The 13,874-nt window shown below is 72.9% G+C and carries 9 protein-coding genes; 7 read left to right on the forward strand and 2 right to left on the reverse strand.

Features of this window, described 5'->3' with window-relative positions:
* Positions 1–5: 5 nt before the first annotated feature.
* From ACQPZZ_RS26750 to ACQPZZ_RS26780, 7 genes are all read left to right on the forward strand, one after another.
* Positions 6–1,784: a protein kinase domain-containing protein gene (locus ACQPZZ_RS26750; protein WP_432923499.1), complete on the forward strand. Its 1,779-nt coding sequence runs from the start codon at positions 6–8 to the stop codon at positions 1,782–1,784.
* 227 nt (positions 1,785–2,011) lie between these two features.
* Positions 2,012–3,610 (forward strand): acyl-CoA carboxylase subunit beta, encoded by a 1,599-nt coding sequence (locus ACQPZZ_RS26755; protein WP_432923502.1) that lies wholly within the window; start codon positions 2,012–2,014, stop codon positions 3,608–3,610.
* A gap of 52 nt (positions 3,611–3,662) precedes the next feature.
* Positions 3,663–5,786 (forward strand): acetyl/propionyl/methylcrotonyl-CoA carboxylase subunit alpha, encoded by a 2,124-nt coding sequence (locus tag ACQPZZ_RS26760; RefSeq protein ID WP_432923505.1) that lies wholly within the window; start codon positions 3,663–3,665, stop codon positions 5,784–5,786.
* Positions 5,783–6,706 (forward strand): enoyl-CoA hydratase-related protein, encoded by a 924-nt coding sequence (locus ACQPZZ_RS26765; RefSeq protein WP_432923508.1) that lies wholly within the window; start codon positions 5,783–5,785, stop codon positions 6,704–6,706. Before ACQPZZ_RS26760 ends, ACQPZZ_RS26765 begins: the two co-directional genes overlap by 4 nt.
* Positions 6,703–8,451: an acyclic terpene utilization AtuA family protein gene (locus ACQPZZ_RS26770; RefSeq protein WP_432923511.1), complete on the forward strand. Its 1,749-nt coding sequence runs from the start codon at positions 6,703–6,705 to the stop codon at positions 8,449–8,451. Before ACQPZZ_RS26765 ends, ACQPZZ_RS26770 begins: the two co-directional genes overlap by 4 nt.
* Positions 8,452–8,492: 41 nt before the next feature.
* Positions 8,493–8,708, forward strand: a complete 216-nt coding sequence (locus ACQPZZ_RS26775) for a hypothetical protein (protein ID WP_432923513.1) — start codon at positions 8,493–8,495, stop codon at positions 8,706–8,708.
* A gap of 67 nt (positions 8,709–8,775) precedes the next feature.
* On the forward strand, positions 8,776–9,624 hold the full coding sequence (locus tag ACQPZZ_RS26780; protein WP_432923515.1) for a helix-turn-helix domain-containing protein: 849 nt from the start codon (positions 8,776–8,778) through the stop codon (positions 9,622–9,624).
* A 35-nt stretch (positions 9,625–9,659) separates the two neighbouring features.
* Here the strand turns inward: ACQPZZ_RS26780 and ACQPZZ_RS26785 are convergent, their stop codons facing one another.
* Positions 9,660–12,401 carry a CHAT domain-containing protein gene (locus tag ACQPZZ_RS26785; protein ID WP_432923517.1) on the reverse strand — a complete coding sequence of 914 codons (2,742 nt, stop codon included), beginning with the start codon at positions 12,399–12,401 and terminating at the stop codon, positions 9,660–9,662.
* Between the two features lie 19 nt (positions 12,402–12,420).
* The gene (locus ACQPZZ_RS26790) at positions 12,421–13,827 is read right to left on the reverse strand and encodes an esterase/lipase family protein (protein ID WP_432923519.1); all 1,407 of its coding nucleotides are present in this window, start codon (positions 13,825–13,827) and stop codon (positions 12,421–12,423) included.
* Positions 13,828–13,874: the final 47 nt, after the last annotated feature.

The following is a 13,874-nucleotide window of genomic DNA, read 5'->3' on the forward strand; positions in this document are numbered from 1 at the left end:
GGGCAATGGTGGCGTTAGAGGCTGGAGATCCGGACCGCCTGGGCCCGTTCACGCTCGTCGACCGGCTCGGGGAGGGTGGCCAGGGGGTCGTCTTCCTCGGGCGTGGCCCGGCGGGCGAGCAGGTCGCGGTCAAGTTGCTGCACACCCGGCTGACGGCCGATCCGGAGGCGCGGGAGCGGTTCCTGCGCGAGGTCGCGCTGGCGCAGCGGGTCGCGCCCTTCTGCACGGCCCCCGTCCTGTACGCCGATCTCGCGGGCAATCAGCCGTACATCGTCAGCGAGTTCGTGCCCGGGCCCTCGCTGCGGCAGCTCGTGGACCGGGAGGGGCCGCGCCGGGGCGCCGCGCTCGAACGGCTGGCCATCAGCACGGCGACGGCGCTGGCCGCCATCCACCGGGCGGGGATCACCCATCGCGACTTCAAGCCGGCCAACGTCCTGATGGGCCCCGAGGGTCCGGTCGTCATCGACTTCGGAGTGGCCAGGGCACCCGACTCGCCCCAGTCCACCGCGACGGGCGCGTCCATCGGCACCCCCGCCTACCTGGCCCCCGAGGTGCTCTCGGGCGGCACGGCGGGCGCCTCCGCCGACATGTTCGCCTGGGGCGTCACGATGGTGTTCGCCGCCACCGGCAGGCCCGCCTTCGGGGCGGACTCGATCCCCTCGGTGATCACGCGGATTCTGCAGGCGCCGCCCGACCTGGGCGATCTCGCGGCGCCCCTGCGGGACATCGTCGCCGCCTGCCTGTCGAAGGACCCCATGCTGCGTCCCTCGGCCGAGGACGTGGTCGCGCGGCTCACCGGGCAGCCCACCGTGCCCGTCCGGCCCGCCGCCGCACCGCAGCCGCAGGCGTCCGGGCCGGGGCCGCACGGGGCCGGCCCGCATGCCCCCGTGCCGGGGCCGCAGGGCGCCGGAGCGCCCACGCCGCCCGCACCGCCCGTGCGGCGCGGGCCCGGCCCCGACGGGCCGCGGCCGCGGCGGCCGGTGCTGACGTGGACGGCGGCCGGGATCGGGGTGTCGGCCCTCGCGGCGGCGGCCTTCCTCGTGCCGACGTGGGTGTCCGCCCGGCAGATCTCCTCCGAGGACGCCCTCGGCCCCACCGCGTCGCCCGCGGTGACGGAGCCCCGGGACGACGAGATGCCCATCCCGCAGCCGTCCGAGCCGGTCATCCCCGAGCGGCACAAGACCAGGAAACCCTCGCCGAGCCCGGCGGTCCGGCCGCCCAGCCCGATCGCGAAAGCGGCCGCCTCCCCCTCGCACGCCCGCCAGGCGCGGCCGTCGACCGGCAGGACGATCCCGGCCGAGGTCAAGCCCACAACCACGCACAGGATCACGCCACCGGCGCAGTCCACACCGGCACCGGCCAAGACCACCCCGGCGCCGGCGAAGACCACCGCGGCGCCCAAGCCCAGCCCGACGCTGAAACCGACCCCGGCGAAGACCACGGCGGCGCCCAAGCCCAAGCCCAACACCTACACGGCCGCGGGCGTGTGCGGCGCCGGCTACTCGGTCGTCGACTCCCACTCCTACGGAGACGCGACGACGTACCTGCTCTACAACTCGTCCAAGGGCTACAACTGCGTGATCACCCTGTCGAAGTACGTCATGTCCGGCAAGGTCAAGATGAGCGCCGTGCTCAAGGTCCAGAACGGCTCGTCGGGCAACGACTCCGGCTCCTACGAGGTGTACGCCGGGCCGCTCCGGCTGCCGGCCAAGGGCAAGTGCGTCATCTGGGGCGGCGGCTACGGCACCGCCGCCTGGACCAGCGGGTGGTCCCACTGCGGCTGACCACGTACGACCGCCCGTCCGGGGAAATGTGATAACGCGTACGAGAAGTGCGCCTCCTTCCTTCGGCAGGCGGCGTCCCCGCCGATCTCCGTCACGCCCGTCATCCATCTGAGCGGGGACCGGGGGCGAGCGGACGGCCGGAGCGCCGGCGGCGGACTCGCCTCGTTGACGTGACGGCGGACCAACCCTGAGGATCATCACGTGACAGAACTGGGTTCGGTGGTGCCATGACGGTGCTCGTGAGCCGGCTGGACACCTCCGGCGGCGACTACGGCACCCGGCGCGAGGCCATGCTGGCGAAGCTCGCCGAGCTCGAGGCCGAGCACGCGAAGGCCGTCGCCGGAGGCGGGCCGAAATACGTCGAACGGCACCGGGAGCGCGGCAAGCTGCTCCCCCGCGAGCGGATCGAGCTGCTCGTCGACCCCGACTCGCCGTTCCTGGAGCTGTCCCCGCTGGCGGCCTGGGGCACCGAGTATCCGGTCGGGGCGAGCGTCGTGACCGGCATCGGGGTGATCGAGGGCGTCGAGTGCGTCGTCACGGCCAGCGACCCGACCGTGCGCGGCGGCGCGTCCAACCCCTGGACGCTGCGCAAGACGCTGCGCGCCGCCGAGATCGCGCTGCGCAACCGCATGCCGTACGTGAACCTGGTGGAGTCGGGCGGCGCGGACCTGCCGTCGCAGAAGGACATCTTCATCCCCGGCGGCCAGGTCTTCCGCGACCTGACCCGGCTGTCGGCCGCGGGCGTCCCGACGATCGCGCTGGTCTTCGGCAACGCCACCGCGGGCGGCGCGTACGTGCCGGGCCTGAGCGACCACGTCGTCATGGTGCGGGAGCGAGCCAAGGTGTTCCTCGGCGGCCCGCCCCTGGTGAAGATGGCGACCGGGGAGGAGTCCGACGACGAGTCGCTGGGCGGCGCGCAGATGCACGCGCGGGTCTCCGGGCTGGCCGACCACCTCGCCGCCGACGAGTACGACGCGCTGCGCATCGGCCGCCGCATCGTGCGGCGGCTCGACTGGCGCAAGGCCGGGAACGCGCCCGTGGAGGGCTACGCGGCTCCGCTGTACGACGAGGACGAGTTGCTGGGCGTTGTGCCCGATGACCTGAAGGTCCCGTTCGACCCTCGCGAGGTCCTGGCCCGGGTGGTGGACGGCAGCGACTTCGACGAGTTCAAGCCGCTCTACGGGCCGAGCCTGGTCACCGGGTGGGCGAGTGTCCACGGCCACCCGGTCGGGGTCCTCGCCAACGCCGGCGGCGTGCTGTTCGGCGCGGAGTCGCAGAAGGCCGCCCAGTTCATCCAGCTCGCGAACCAGTCGCGTACGCCGCTCGTCTTCCTGCAGAACACCACGGGGTACATGGTCGGCAGGGAGTACGAGCAGAGCGGCATCATCAAGCACGGCGCGCTGATGATCAACGCGGTGGCGAACTCGACCGTGCCGCACATCACGATCGTGATGGGCGCCTCCTACGGCGCGGGCAACTACGGCATGTGCGGACGGGCCTACGACCCCCGCTTCCTGTTCAGCTGGCCGAGCGCGAAGTCGGCGGTCATGGGGCCCGCCCAGCTCGCGGGCGTCATGTCGATCGTGGGCCGGGCCGCCGCGCAGGCGCGGGGACAGGTCTACGACGAGGATGCCGACGTGGCGATGCGCGCGGCGGTCGAGGCGCAGATCGAGTCGGAGTCGGCCGCGTTCTTCCTGTCCGGCCGGCTGTACGACGACGGGGTCATCGACCCCCGCGACACCCGTACGGTGCTCGGGCTGTGCCTGTCCGCGGTGGCGGGAGCGCCCGACGCCGGCAGGCCCGGCTACGGCGTCTTCCGGATGTGACCGGCATGCTCATCGGCACCATGCGTACGCGGATCGACGGGGGTGAGGGGTCATGATCGGGCGGCTGCTGGTCGCGAACCGCGGGGAGATCGCCCGCCGGGTCTTCCGGACCTGCCGCGAGCTGGGAATCGAGACCGTCGCCGTCTTCTCCGACGCCGACGCGTCCTCCCCGCACGCCGCCGAGGCCGACCAGGCCGTACGGCTGGGCGCCCCTCTGGCGTACCTCGACCGGGAGCGGATCGTCGAGGCGGCCCGCAGGTCGGGAGCCGACGCGGTCCATCCCGGCTACGGCTTCCTGTCGGAGAACGCCGCCTTCGCCCGCGCCGTGCTGGACGCCGGGCTGACCTGGATCGGCCCCTCCCCCGAGGCCGTCGCCGCGATGGGCAAGAAGATCGAGGCGAAGGCGCTGATGGAGGAGGCCGGGGTGCCGGTGCTGCCGACCATCCCGCTGTCCCCGGACGCGCCTGTGGAGATCACCTCGCCCGTGCTGGTCAAGGCGTCGGCGGGCGGCGGCGGGCGCGGCATGCGGGTGGTGCGCGATCCCTCCGATCTGGCCGGCGCCGTCGAGTCGGCCCGGCGGGAGGCGCTGTCGGCCTTCGGCGACGGCACGCTGTTCGCCGAGCCGCTGCTGGAGGGCGCCCGCCACATCGAGGTGCAGATCCTCGCCGACGCCCACGGCACGGTCTGGGCGCTGGGCGAGCGCGAGTGCTCGATCCAGCGCCGCCACCAGAAGGTGATCGAGGAGGCCCCCTCCCCCGCGGTCACCCCCGAGCTGCGCCGCGACCTGAGCGAGGCGGCGATCCGGGCCGCCCGCGCGATCGGCTACCAGGGCGCCGGGACCGTCGAGTTCCTGCTGTCGGACGAGGGTTTCTTCTTCCTGGAGATGAACACCCGCCTCCAGGTGGAGCACCCGGTCACCGAGTGCGTCTACGGCGTCGACCTGGTCCGGCTGCAGATCGAGGTGGCCGAGGGCGCCCATCTCGCCGCGCTGCCGCCGAGCCCGGTCGGGAACGCGATCGAGGCCCGCCTCTACGCGGAGGACTCCGAGGGCCGCCCGCAGAGCGGTGTGCTGCACCGCTTCGAGATCCCCGGCGTGGACGGCGAGTTCGGACTCGGGGCACGGCTGCGGCTCGACTCCGGGGTGGTCTCCGGCAGCGAGGTGGGCGTTCACTACGACCCCATGCTCGCCAAGGTCGTCTCGTACGGCCGGGACCGGGCGGAGGCGGCCCGGCGGCTGGCGGACGCGCTCGCGCGGGCGCGGATCCACGGGCTGACGACCAACCGCGACCTGCTCGTGGGAGTGCTGCGGCACCCGGACTTCCTGTCCGGGGCGCTCGACACCGGCTTCCTCGACCGGCATGCCGCTCCGGCACCGCTCGCCGGGCCCGGGGCCGTACGGCTGTCCGCTCTCGCGGCGGCGCTCGCCGGGGCAGCGGCCAACCGCTCCGGCGCCCTGCGCGGAGGGGTGCTGGGCGGGCTGCCGAGCGGCTGGCGCAACGTCCCCTCCCAGCCGCAGCGCACGGCGTTCTGCACGCAGGACGGCGGACACCTGGAGATCGCTTACCGGCTGACCAGGGACGGGCTGCGGGCCGAGGGCTTCGAGGACGTCACGCTCGTAGCGGCGGAACCGGGCCGGGTGGTGCTGGAGACGGCGGGGCTGCGGCGGGCCTTCGAGGTGGCCGCGTACCCGGGCCCCGACGGCCGGCGGCTCGTGCATGTCGACTCTCCGCTCGGTCCGGTGCGGCTCACCCCGGTCGAGCGGCTGCCCGGACCGGCCGCGATCGCGACGCCCGGAGCACTGCCCGCCCCGATGCCGGGTACGGTCCTGCGTGTCGAGGTCAAGCCCGGCGACCTGGTCGAGGCCGGGCAGCCGGTGGTGGTCCTGGAGGCGATGAAGATGGAGCACACGCTCGTGTCCCCCGCCTCGGGCACGGTGGCCGCGCTGCACGTGACGCCGGGCGCGCAGGTCGAGGCGGGCGTGCCGCTCGCCGTGATCGAGCCGTCGCCGCCGCGGGGACCCGGCGGCGTCCCGCACCCGGAGGGCCCCGAGCCCCGGGCGGAAGCCGATGCGGAAGCCGATGCGGCGGCCGGAACACGGGTCGAGACGGAGGCCGGTGCGGCGGGCACGGTGAGCGACACGGCGACCGGCGCGGATCCGGGCGGGGAGGCGGAGTGACCACGAGCACACCCCAGGAGATCCTGGTACGCCGGGAGCAGGCGGGCGGCGTGGCCACGATCACACTCGACTCGCCGCACAACCGCAACGCGTTGTCGTCCCGGCTGCTGGGGCAACTCGACGAGGCCCTGTCATGGGCGCTGGACGAGGACGCCGTCCGGGTGATCGTGCTGACCGGCACGGGACCGGTGTTCTGCGCGGGCGCCGACCTGAAGGAGCAGCGCGCCGGCGGGGCGCCGGTCACCGCGTCGTTCCCCGGCATCATGCTGCGGATCTGGGAGAGCCCGAAACCGGTCGTGTGCCGCCTGAACGGCCCGGCCCGGGCGGGCGGCCTCGGCCTGGTGGCGGCCTGCGACTTCGCCGTCGCCCCGGTGACCGCGTCGTTCGCCTTCACCGAGGTGCGGCTCGGGGTGGTTCCCGCCATGATCGCGGTCACCTGTCTGCGCCGCCTGGAGCCGCGGGCGGCGGGTGAATACCTCCTCACCGGCGAGGTCTTCAGCGCCGGGCGCGCGGTCGAGATCGGCCTGCTGACCCGGGCCGTCCCGCAGGAGGACCTCGACGCGACCGTGGCGCACTACACCGGCATGCTGCTGCGCGGCGGCCCCGAGGCGCTGGCGATCACGAAGCGTCTCGTACGGGAGGTGCCGCTGCTGCCGGTCGAGGAGGGGTTGCGCGCCATGGCCGCCCTGTCGGCCGAACGCTTCACCTCCGAGGAGGGGCAGGAGGGCATCCGGGCGTTCGCGGAGAAACGGCCCGCCGCCTGGGTCCCGGCCGAGCCGCACACGGGCTCCGCGGACGCTGCTCCCCCACCGGCGGCGGGGGCCCCAGCGAAAGGCGAGAGCGCGTCCCGGACGAGCCCGGGGAACGCCGAGCCGCGGCGGCCCGGCGGCACGTCCGCGGCCGGAGACGCCGGGCGATGACGGCGCAGGCCGGGCGGCCGGGACCGGTGCGCGTCGCGAACTGCGGCGGCTTCTACGGCGACCGGCTGTCGGCCGCCCGGGAGATGGTCGAGGGCGGGCCGATCGACGTGCTGACCGGCGACTGGCTGGCCGAGCTCACCATGTCGATCCTCGCGGGCAACCGGCTCAGGGGCCGCCCCGGCTACGCCCGGACGTTTCTCACCCAGATGGAGCAGGTCCTCGGCACCTGCCTCGACCGGGGCATCAGAGTCGTCGCCAACGCGGGCGGCCTCGATCCCGCCGGTTGCGCGGAGGCCGTCGCGGCCCTGGCCGAACGGCTCGGGCTGCGCGCGGCCGTCGCCCACGTAACCGGCGACGACCTCATGCCGCTCGCCGCGCCGCCGGTCAACGCCGACACCGGCGAGACGCTCACGGCGACCCCGCTGACCGCCAACGCCTACCTCGGCGGCCGGCCCATCGCCGTGGCCCTGGAGCACGGCGCGGACGTCGTGGTCACCGGACGGGTCACCGACGCGGCGCTGGTGACCGGGCCCGGCATGTGGTGGTTCGGCTGGGAACCCGCCGACCTCGATCCGCTGGCCGGATCCGTCGTGGCCGGGCACGTGATCGAGTGCGGCTGCCAGGCGACCGGCGGCAACTACGCCTTCTTCGAGGAGGTGCCGGATCTCGCACACTGCGGCTTCCCCGTCGCCGAGCTGTACGCCGACGGATCGAGCGTGATCACCAAGCACCCCGGCACCGGTGGCCTGGTCTCGACCGGGACCGTGACCGCGCAGCTGCTGTACGAGATCGCCTCGCCGCGCTACCTCGGACCGGACGTGACCGCCCGGTTCGACACCATCCGGCTGGAGCAGGAGGGCCCCGACCGGGTCAGGATCACCGGCGTGCGCGGCGAACCCCCGCCGGACAGGCTGAAGGTCGCCGTCACCTATCTCGGCGGCCACCGCAACACGATGACGCTCGTGCTCACCGGCCTCGATCTCGCCGCCAAGGCCCGGATCGCGCAGGAGGCGATCTGGGCCCGCGTCCCGCGCGAGTCGTTCGAGCAGGTCCACGTGGACCTGACCCCCCTCGGCGTGAGCGGCACGGACACGGGTGGGACCGCGCTGCTGCGGATCACGGTCATGGATCCCGATCCGCGTAAGGCGGGGCGGGCGTTCTCCTCCGCGGTCGTGGAGACCGGCCTGGCGAGCTACCCCGGCTTCTACGGCCTGACGCCGCCCGGCGACGCCTCCCCGTACGGCGTCTACTGGCCCTCGTCGGTCGACACGGAGGCCGTGCTCCCGGTGGTGACCATGGGCGGGCTCCGCGTCGAGGTGCCGCACACCCCGCCCCGTCCGGTGCTGGGCGAGCAGGCGGGCGGGCCGCCGCCCGGCGACGCCGTCGGCGCCGCGATCCCGCCGTACACGGGGGATCTCGCGGCCGGGCCGGTCGCGCCGCTCGGCACGGTCGTCGGCGCCCGCTCGGGCGACAAGGGCGGCGACGCCAACCTCGGCGTCTGGGTGCGCGATCCCGCCCGGTATCCGTGGCTCGCGGCGTTCCTGACCGTCGACCGGCTGAAACGGCTGCTGCCGGAGGTCGCCCTCGTGCGGGTCGAGCGGTTCGCGCTGCCGAACCTGTACGCGCTGAATTTCGTCGTCCACGGGCTGCTGGGCCGGGGCGTGGCGGCCAGCCCGCTGCTCGACGCCCAGGCGAAGGCCCTCGGAGAGCGTCTTCGCGCCGTGTGCGTGCCCGTCCCCGCGTGACTAGGATTGCGCGCGATCGCCGCGAATCGGGGGAGAAGGACATGCGGTTGCGCTTTCTCGGCTCCACCTCCGAGGCGGGGGCCTGTCCCTCCCTCTACGAGACCGACCGCGGCACCATCGTCGTCCAGGGCCTGGAGGTCGTGGATCGGGAGGCCCGTGGCGACCTGCGCCACGTACTCGACGGGGAGACCGCGGTCGAGGTGCCGAGGGAGCTCCTCGTCGAGATCGCCCGGCGGGTCCTGCCCGATCACGGTTGAGGGCCGCCGTATGGCATGATCCGGCGTGCCGGGTCTACCGTGGACCGCACCACAACCGGAGGTGTGAGTGAGCGGTTTCCATCAGGCCCGGATGGACCTGGGAGCCCAGCTACGCCGGTTGCGGGAGAACGCCCGCCTGTCCGGGAAGGACCTCGCCGAGCGGCTGCGCTGGCAGCCGTCGAAGGTCTCGCGCATCGAGAACGCCCGCCAGACCGCCACCGAGGACGACGTGGCCCTGTGGGGGAAGGCGGTGGAGGCCGACCCCGAGACGATCGACGGCCTGATGCGGCAGGCGGCCGGGCTGCTGGAACGGCACGACTCCTGGCGGCAGCGGCACAGGAACGGTCTCGCCGCGCTGCAGGAGGACGTTCGCGACCTGGAGGCGCGCACCCGGCTGGTCCGGGCCTTCGAGCCGGGTGTGGTGATCGGCCTGCTGCAGACCACCGAGTACGCCAGGCACATCTTCGGCAAGGTCAGGCGGGTGCATGAGACCACCGGCGACGTGGACGACGCGATCAGGGTCCGCATGCGGCGCCAGGAGATCCTGTACGACCCGGCGAGGCGGTTCCGGTTCGTCATGCCGGAGGCGGTGCTGCGTTACCGGCTCGCGCCCCCGGATGTGATGCGCGGCCAGCTCGACCGGCTGATCGCGGTGACCACGCTGCCGAACGTGGAGTTCGGGCTGCTGCCGTTCGAGGCGCAGTTGCCGTCCGCCTTGATGAACTCGTTCTGGATCTACGACGACTGCGTGGTCGGGGTGGCGACCAGAACCAGGGACCTGCTGCTGCGCGACGCCGAGGACGTCGCCTTCTACGCGCAGGCGTTCGAGGAGTTCTGCGAGGTGGCGGCCTTCCACGACGACGCGAGGGCGCTGATCGTGCGCGCCCTCGACGACTACGCCCGGCCGCCGCGCTGACGACGGGCGGATGGGTCCCACCGCCCCTGTGTCGTTCACGTCACATCGGCGGCGGGTTCACCGCTCGCGGCATGGGAATCCACCGCCCGATCACCGGCGCCGTACAACACGAAGCCGGCCCAGCAGTACGGGTCCGGGTACCGGTCACGGAGGTCGCGCTGCGCAAGGCGCAGCGCGTTCAGGGGCGCGATTCCCTCGGCGAGACGGGCGTAGAAGGACTCCATCAACCGGCGTCCGAGTGAGTCGTGCACCTTCCACAAGCTGAGCACGACCGCACGCGCCCCGGCGACCGTGAAGGCATGCGCGAGGTTGAGCACTCCCTCGCCGGGTTCGATCAGTCCCCGGCCGGTGTCACACGCCGACAGAACGACCAGTCGCGTGTCACGCAGGTCCAACCCCACAATGTCCTCACCGGTGACGATCCCGGGCGGCGCGTCCGCGATCGCCGTGTTGGCACCCGCCAGGGCGAGGCCGCAGCGGAGCAGTGGCCGGGGCACCGCCCGCCACGGGATCCGCGTTTCCGGCTCGAGCGTGGCCGCGAGGTCGAGCGCCCATTCGGGATCGGGGTCGGGAAGGAAGAAACCGTGCGTGGCCAGATGAACGACACGCGGTGCGCGCACCGCGGCCAGGGCGTCGCGATCGGCCGCGGCCCCCACACGCAACTCGGCGTCCAGCAGCCGGGCGACCGTCCTGCCCTCCTCCCTGGTCCCGGGCAGCGGTGGAAAGCCCTCGGGGAACGCCTGGCTCAACCCCCGCCACTCCGACAGGTCCTCCCCCTCGATGGGGCCGAAGTCCGGGTCGGCCATCACCAGCGACCTGGAACCCTCACCCCGCTCCCTGTCGAACGTCAGCACGTCACGGCCCGTGCTCAGGTAGCTCAGCGACAGGTTCTCGGCGAGCGCCCGGCCGTCCTCCCCCGGCAGAAGCTCCCAGGGGATCAGCCCCAGATCGCCGTCCGGCGCGACGTGCAGGTGCCGCAGGGCCGGTCCCCCCGCCTCGTCGATCGCGGCCAGTAGCGGTTCGACGAGGGCGGAACCCAGATCCGCCATGGGACGCGGGTCGAGCGGCAGCGGCGGATCATGACGTCCCGCCGCTGCCACGTCCTCCTGCCACCGGCCCACCGCCGCGTCGATGTCCGCGGCGCGGCCCAGCCGCACGAGGCGGACGGCGCCGTTCGCGGCGAGGAAGCCGATGTACTCCGCCTCGCCCACATCCCGGCTCACCCCTCTCGTCAGGTCGAAGGGCACCCACTGGAAGACCTCCAGCAAGGCGGTTCCCGGTGCGAGCGCGGCGAGGATCCGCTCGGGGGTGGCCCGCAGGGCGTGCAGGTGCAGTGCCTGCTGCGGCACGGCGTCGGCGAGCGCGGACTCCAGCGCCTCCTGCCGGTCGAGCAACCGCGACAGCTGCGTCAGCTCGGCCCCGTCCGGATGGCTCGTCATCAGCTGGAGCAACTGGGCCGAGAGCTGGACGAACTCCGCGAGCGTGCCGCTGTCTCGGGCATTCCCCAGAAGTGCGGTGAAACCTTCCCGTGAAGCCCCCTTCCTCCCCGAGACCGCCGCGAAGGCCGTCCGGATGGCCGACCCGGCCAGGTGATCGGGAGCGGACAGCGCCAGCGACACCTCGATCTGCAAAGTTTGCGCGAGGCGGTGGAGGATCGCCTTACGGACGCCCTGGCCACCCGCGCCGAACGCGGTCCACTGGATGTGGTTTTCCGCCTCGATCGCGGTCGCCGCCAGTCCGAGGGCCTGCTCGTGATCACCCGCGTCGGCGAGCAGGCAGGCCCTCAGCACCTGTGTTGTGGCTGTGTGCAGATGGTTGGGACCGAAGACGGACACCATGGCGGGCAGCAACGCGTCTGCTCGCGACCGCGCGGCAGGCAGCTCGCCCCCCTTGTATTCCAGCAGCGCCAGGTTGTACTCGGCCAGCACCCCCGCGGCAGTGGCGTTGCCGCCCTTGGGGAGTCCTCCGGCAAGCCGGCTGAGCAGGCGCCGGGCATCGGCGTGATCGCCCAGATCCGCGGCTATCGCAGCCCGGTTGAGCCTGACCGACACGCGTTCGATGTGGTCGGGGGGCACCTTGGTCGCCCAGAACTCCTCCACCTGCTCAAGGAGGGCCAGCGCCCCCTCGGTGTCGCCCACCCTGCGCTTGATGACCGCGGCGGCGACGTGCAGCCGGGCCAACGCGGGACCTCGGATGGCCGGCATGCGCGCGGCGGCCGCCAGGCCCTCCTGCGCCAGTTCGTGTGCGCGGTCCCAGTCGCCCATGTCGCGGTGCACCAAAGCGATGTCCACAGTGATCTGCGGAAGGATCACCTGGTCGCGCTCGCGCAGCAGTTCGCCCAGCGCGTACGCCTCCTGGTAGCGCCGCAGGGCTTGTCGTGGCTGCCCGGTCTCCGCGTAAGCGGCGGCGAGAGCGCCCAGCAGCATGACGTGGATCATGCTCGGCGCCGCCGGATCCGCGTCCTTCGAGATTCGCTCCACCCCTGCGGTGAGCGTGGCCAGCGCCTGCGCCGGGTCGCCGCGCAGGTGCTCCAGATTGGCGCGCAGCATCGATATCGAGGCGTGAATCGCCGCGTCCGACTCGCCCGCCAACTCGAACGCCCGGTCGATCGCCCGCTGCGCGGCTTCGAGGTCTCCGGCGACGGAGTGGACCCCACTCAGGCCCGCCAGAGCCATCGCCTTGTCGGCGGTGCTCTCCGCCAGCGCGTAGGCCTTGCCCGCGGCCCGAGCGGCAGCGGGGAAGTTCCCGTCGAGAATGAACCCCTGCGTGCGTTTCATCGTGGAGAAATAGCGAAATCTACGGGTTGTCAGCCGCAAACGGCGGAACATCACTCACCTCCTCGTACGGCGGGAGCACCGTCACCAGGTCCGACACCGGAGACGTGGCCGGATCCGCCGAATGCACGGTGACGCGGTAACAGCCCGCCCGCAGGCCGGGGATCACCCAGGAGTCACCCCCCTCCCTTCGGCAGACGGGCCCGTCGCCTGCGAGCGGCTCCACCGACAGCCGCAGGTCCGCCGCGGGTCTGGCGGTCGCCTGGACCACCAGCGGCTCGTCCGCGACGATCACATCCGGGCAGTCGAGCGTCAGGGCCCCGGCGACGGAGGCGGCAGGGTCCCGGTAGCCCGCCAGCCCCCAATCCTCCGCGAGCGCCCGCAGCGCGCCGACGACATGCTGGGCGGCCGGGTCGGCGCCGGCGAGGGAGGAGTGCTTGCCGGCGACGAAAAGCGATGACAACGGACGATCCCATTCGATCGGATACGCACTGGGACGGGGTACGGTCCCGTCCCCGTGGACGGGTATCACCTGGGGCGTCAGGGTCCGGCCGGGCGTGAGAGTGAAGGCACCGATGGTCGGCTGGTGGCCTCCGACCACCGCGTTGAGGTACAGCTCGTACTTCTCCCGCTCGGCGTTGGCCCGGGCTGCGGCCTCGATCTCGTAGAGAAAAGCGGCGCCCTCCTTGACCTTTCCCCGCGGCAGGCCCTCGAGGCCGTCGAGCTCCGCGAGCCGCAGTTTCCTCTCGCCGTCGGCGACGCACGGATAGACAGGCAGCAGTTGGTACGCCGAAGGCATCGCTCGCACGGTCCGCGTCAGCCACTCCGCCCAGCCGAGACGAGCAATTCCCGAGCTCAGGACGTGTGCCGCTTTCGGAGCGCCCCGGTGCGGCGTACCGATCGTGATCACGGCTCTCGTCGAGGTCCACAGGCCGAGCTTCTCGACCGCGTATCTGGCGACGAGGCCGCCCATGGAATGGGCCACGAAAACGAGCCGGGCTTGCTCATTGCCCGAGTCAGCCCGCCACGTGTGCAGCCATCGCTGTGCCTTCTCCACCAATTCGGCGGCGCTGATTCGATTGTCCCTGCGCCAGTCGTAGGGAAATTCGTGATAGTTCCGCCCGGGCAGCAGGCCCAGGCCACGGCGCAGCAGGCCGCCGAGTTTGCCATAGAAGTCGACGGACAAGAACCCGGGGAGAACGCCGATTCCCCTGATGACACGCGTGGCGACGACCCCGTCGCCGGCCTGCGGCGCCGCCAGGGCCGGCAGACCGCGCAGCATTGTGAAGGGATTTCCGCTCCAGATCTCGCGGTGCCGATCGGCGAGAGCGCTTCCCGCGATGCCGGGCACGAAGACCACGACATCCGGATGGCCCGTCATCGTGCCCTCGACCGCAAGCACGCGTTCCGGGCGCGCCCGGCTTCGCATGCCCCAGCCGGAACGTCAGCGCTTCGTCCCCGGCCCGAACGGCGCCG

The organism is Microbispora sp. CA-135349 (assembly GCF_050947365.1).
Classification (GTDB): domain Bacteria; phylum Actinomycetota; class Actinomycetes; order Streptosporangiales; family Streptosporangiaceae; genus Microbispora.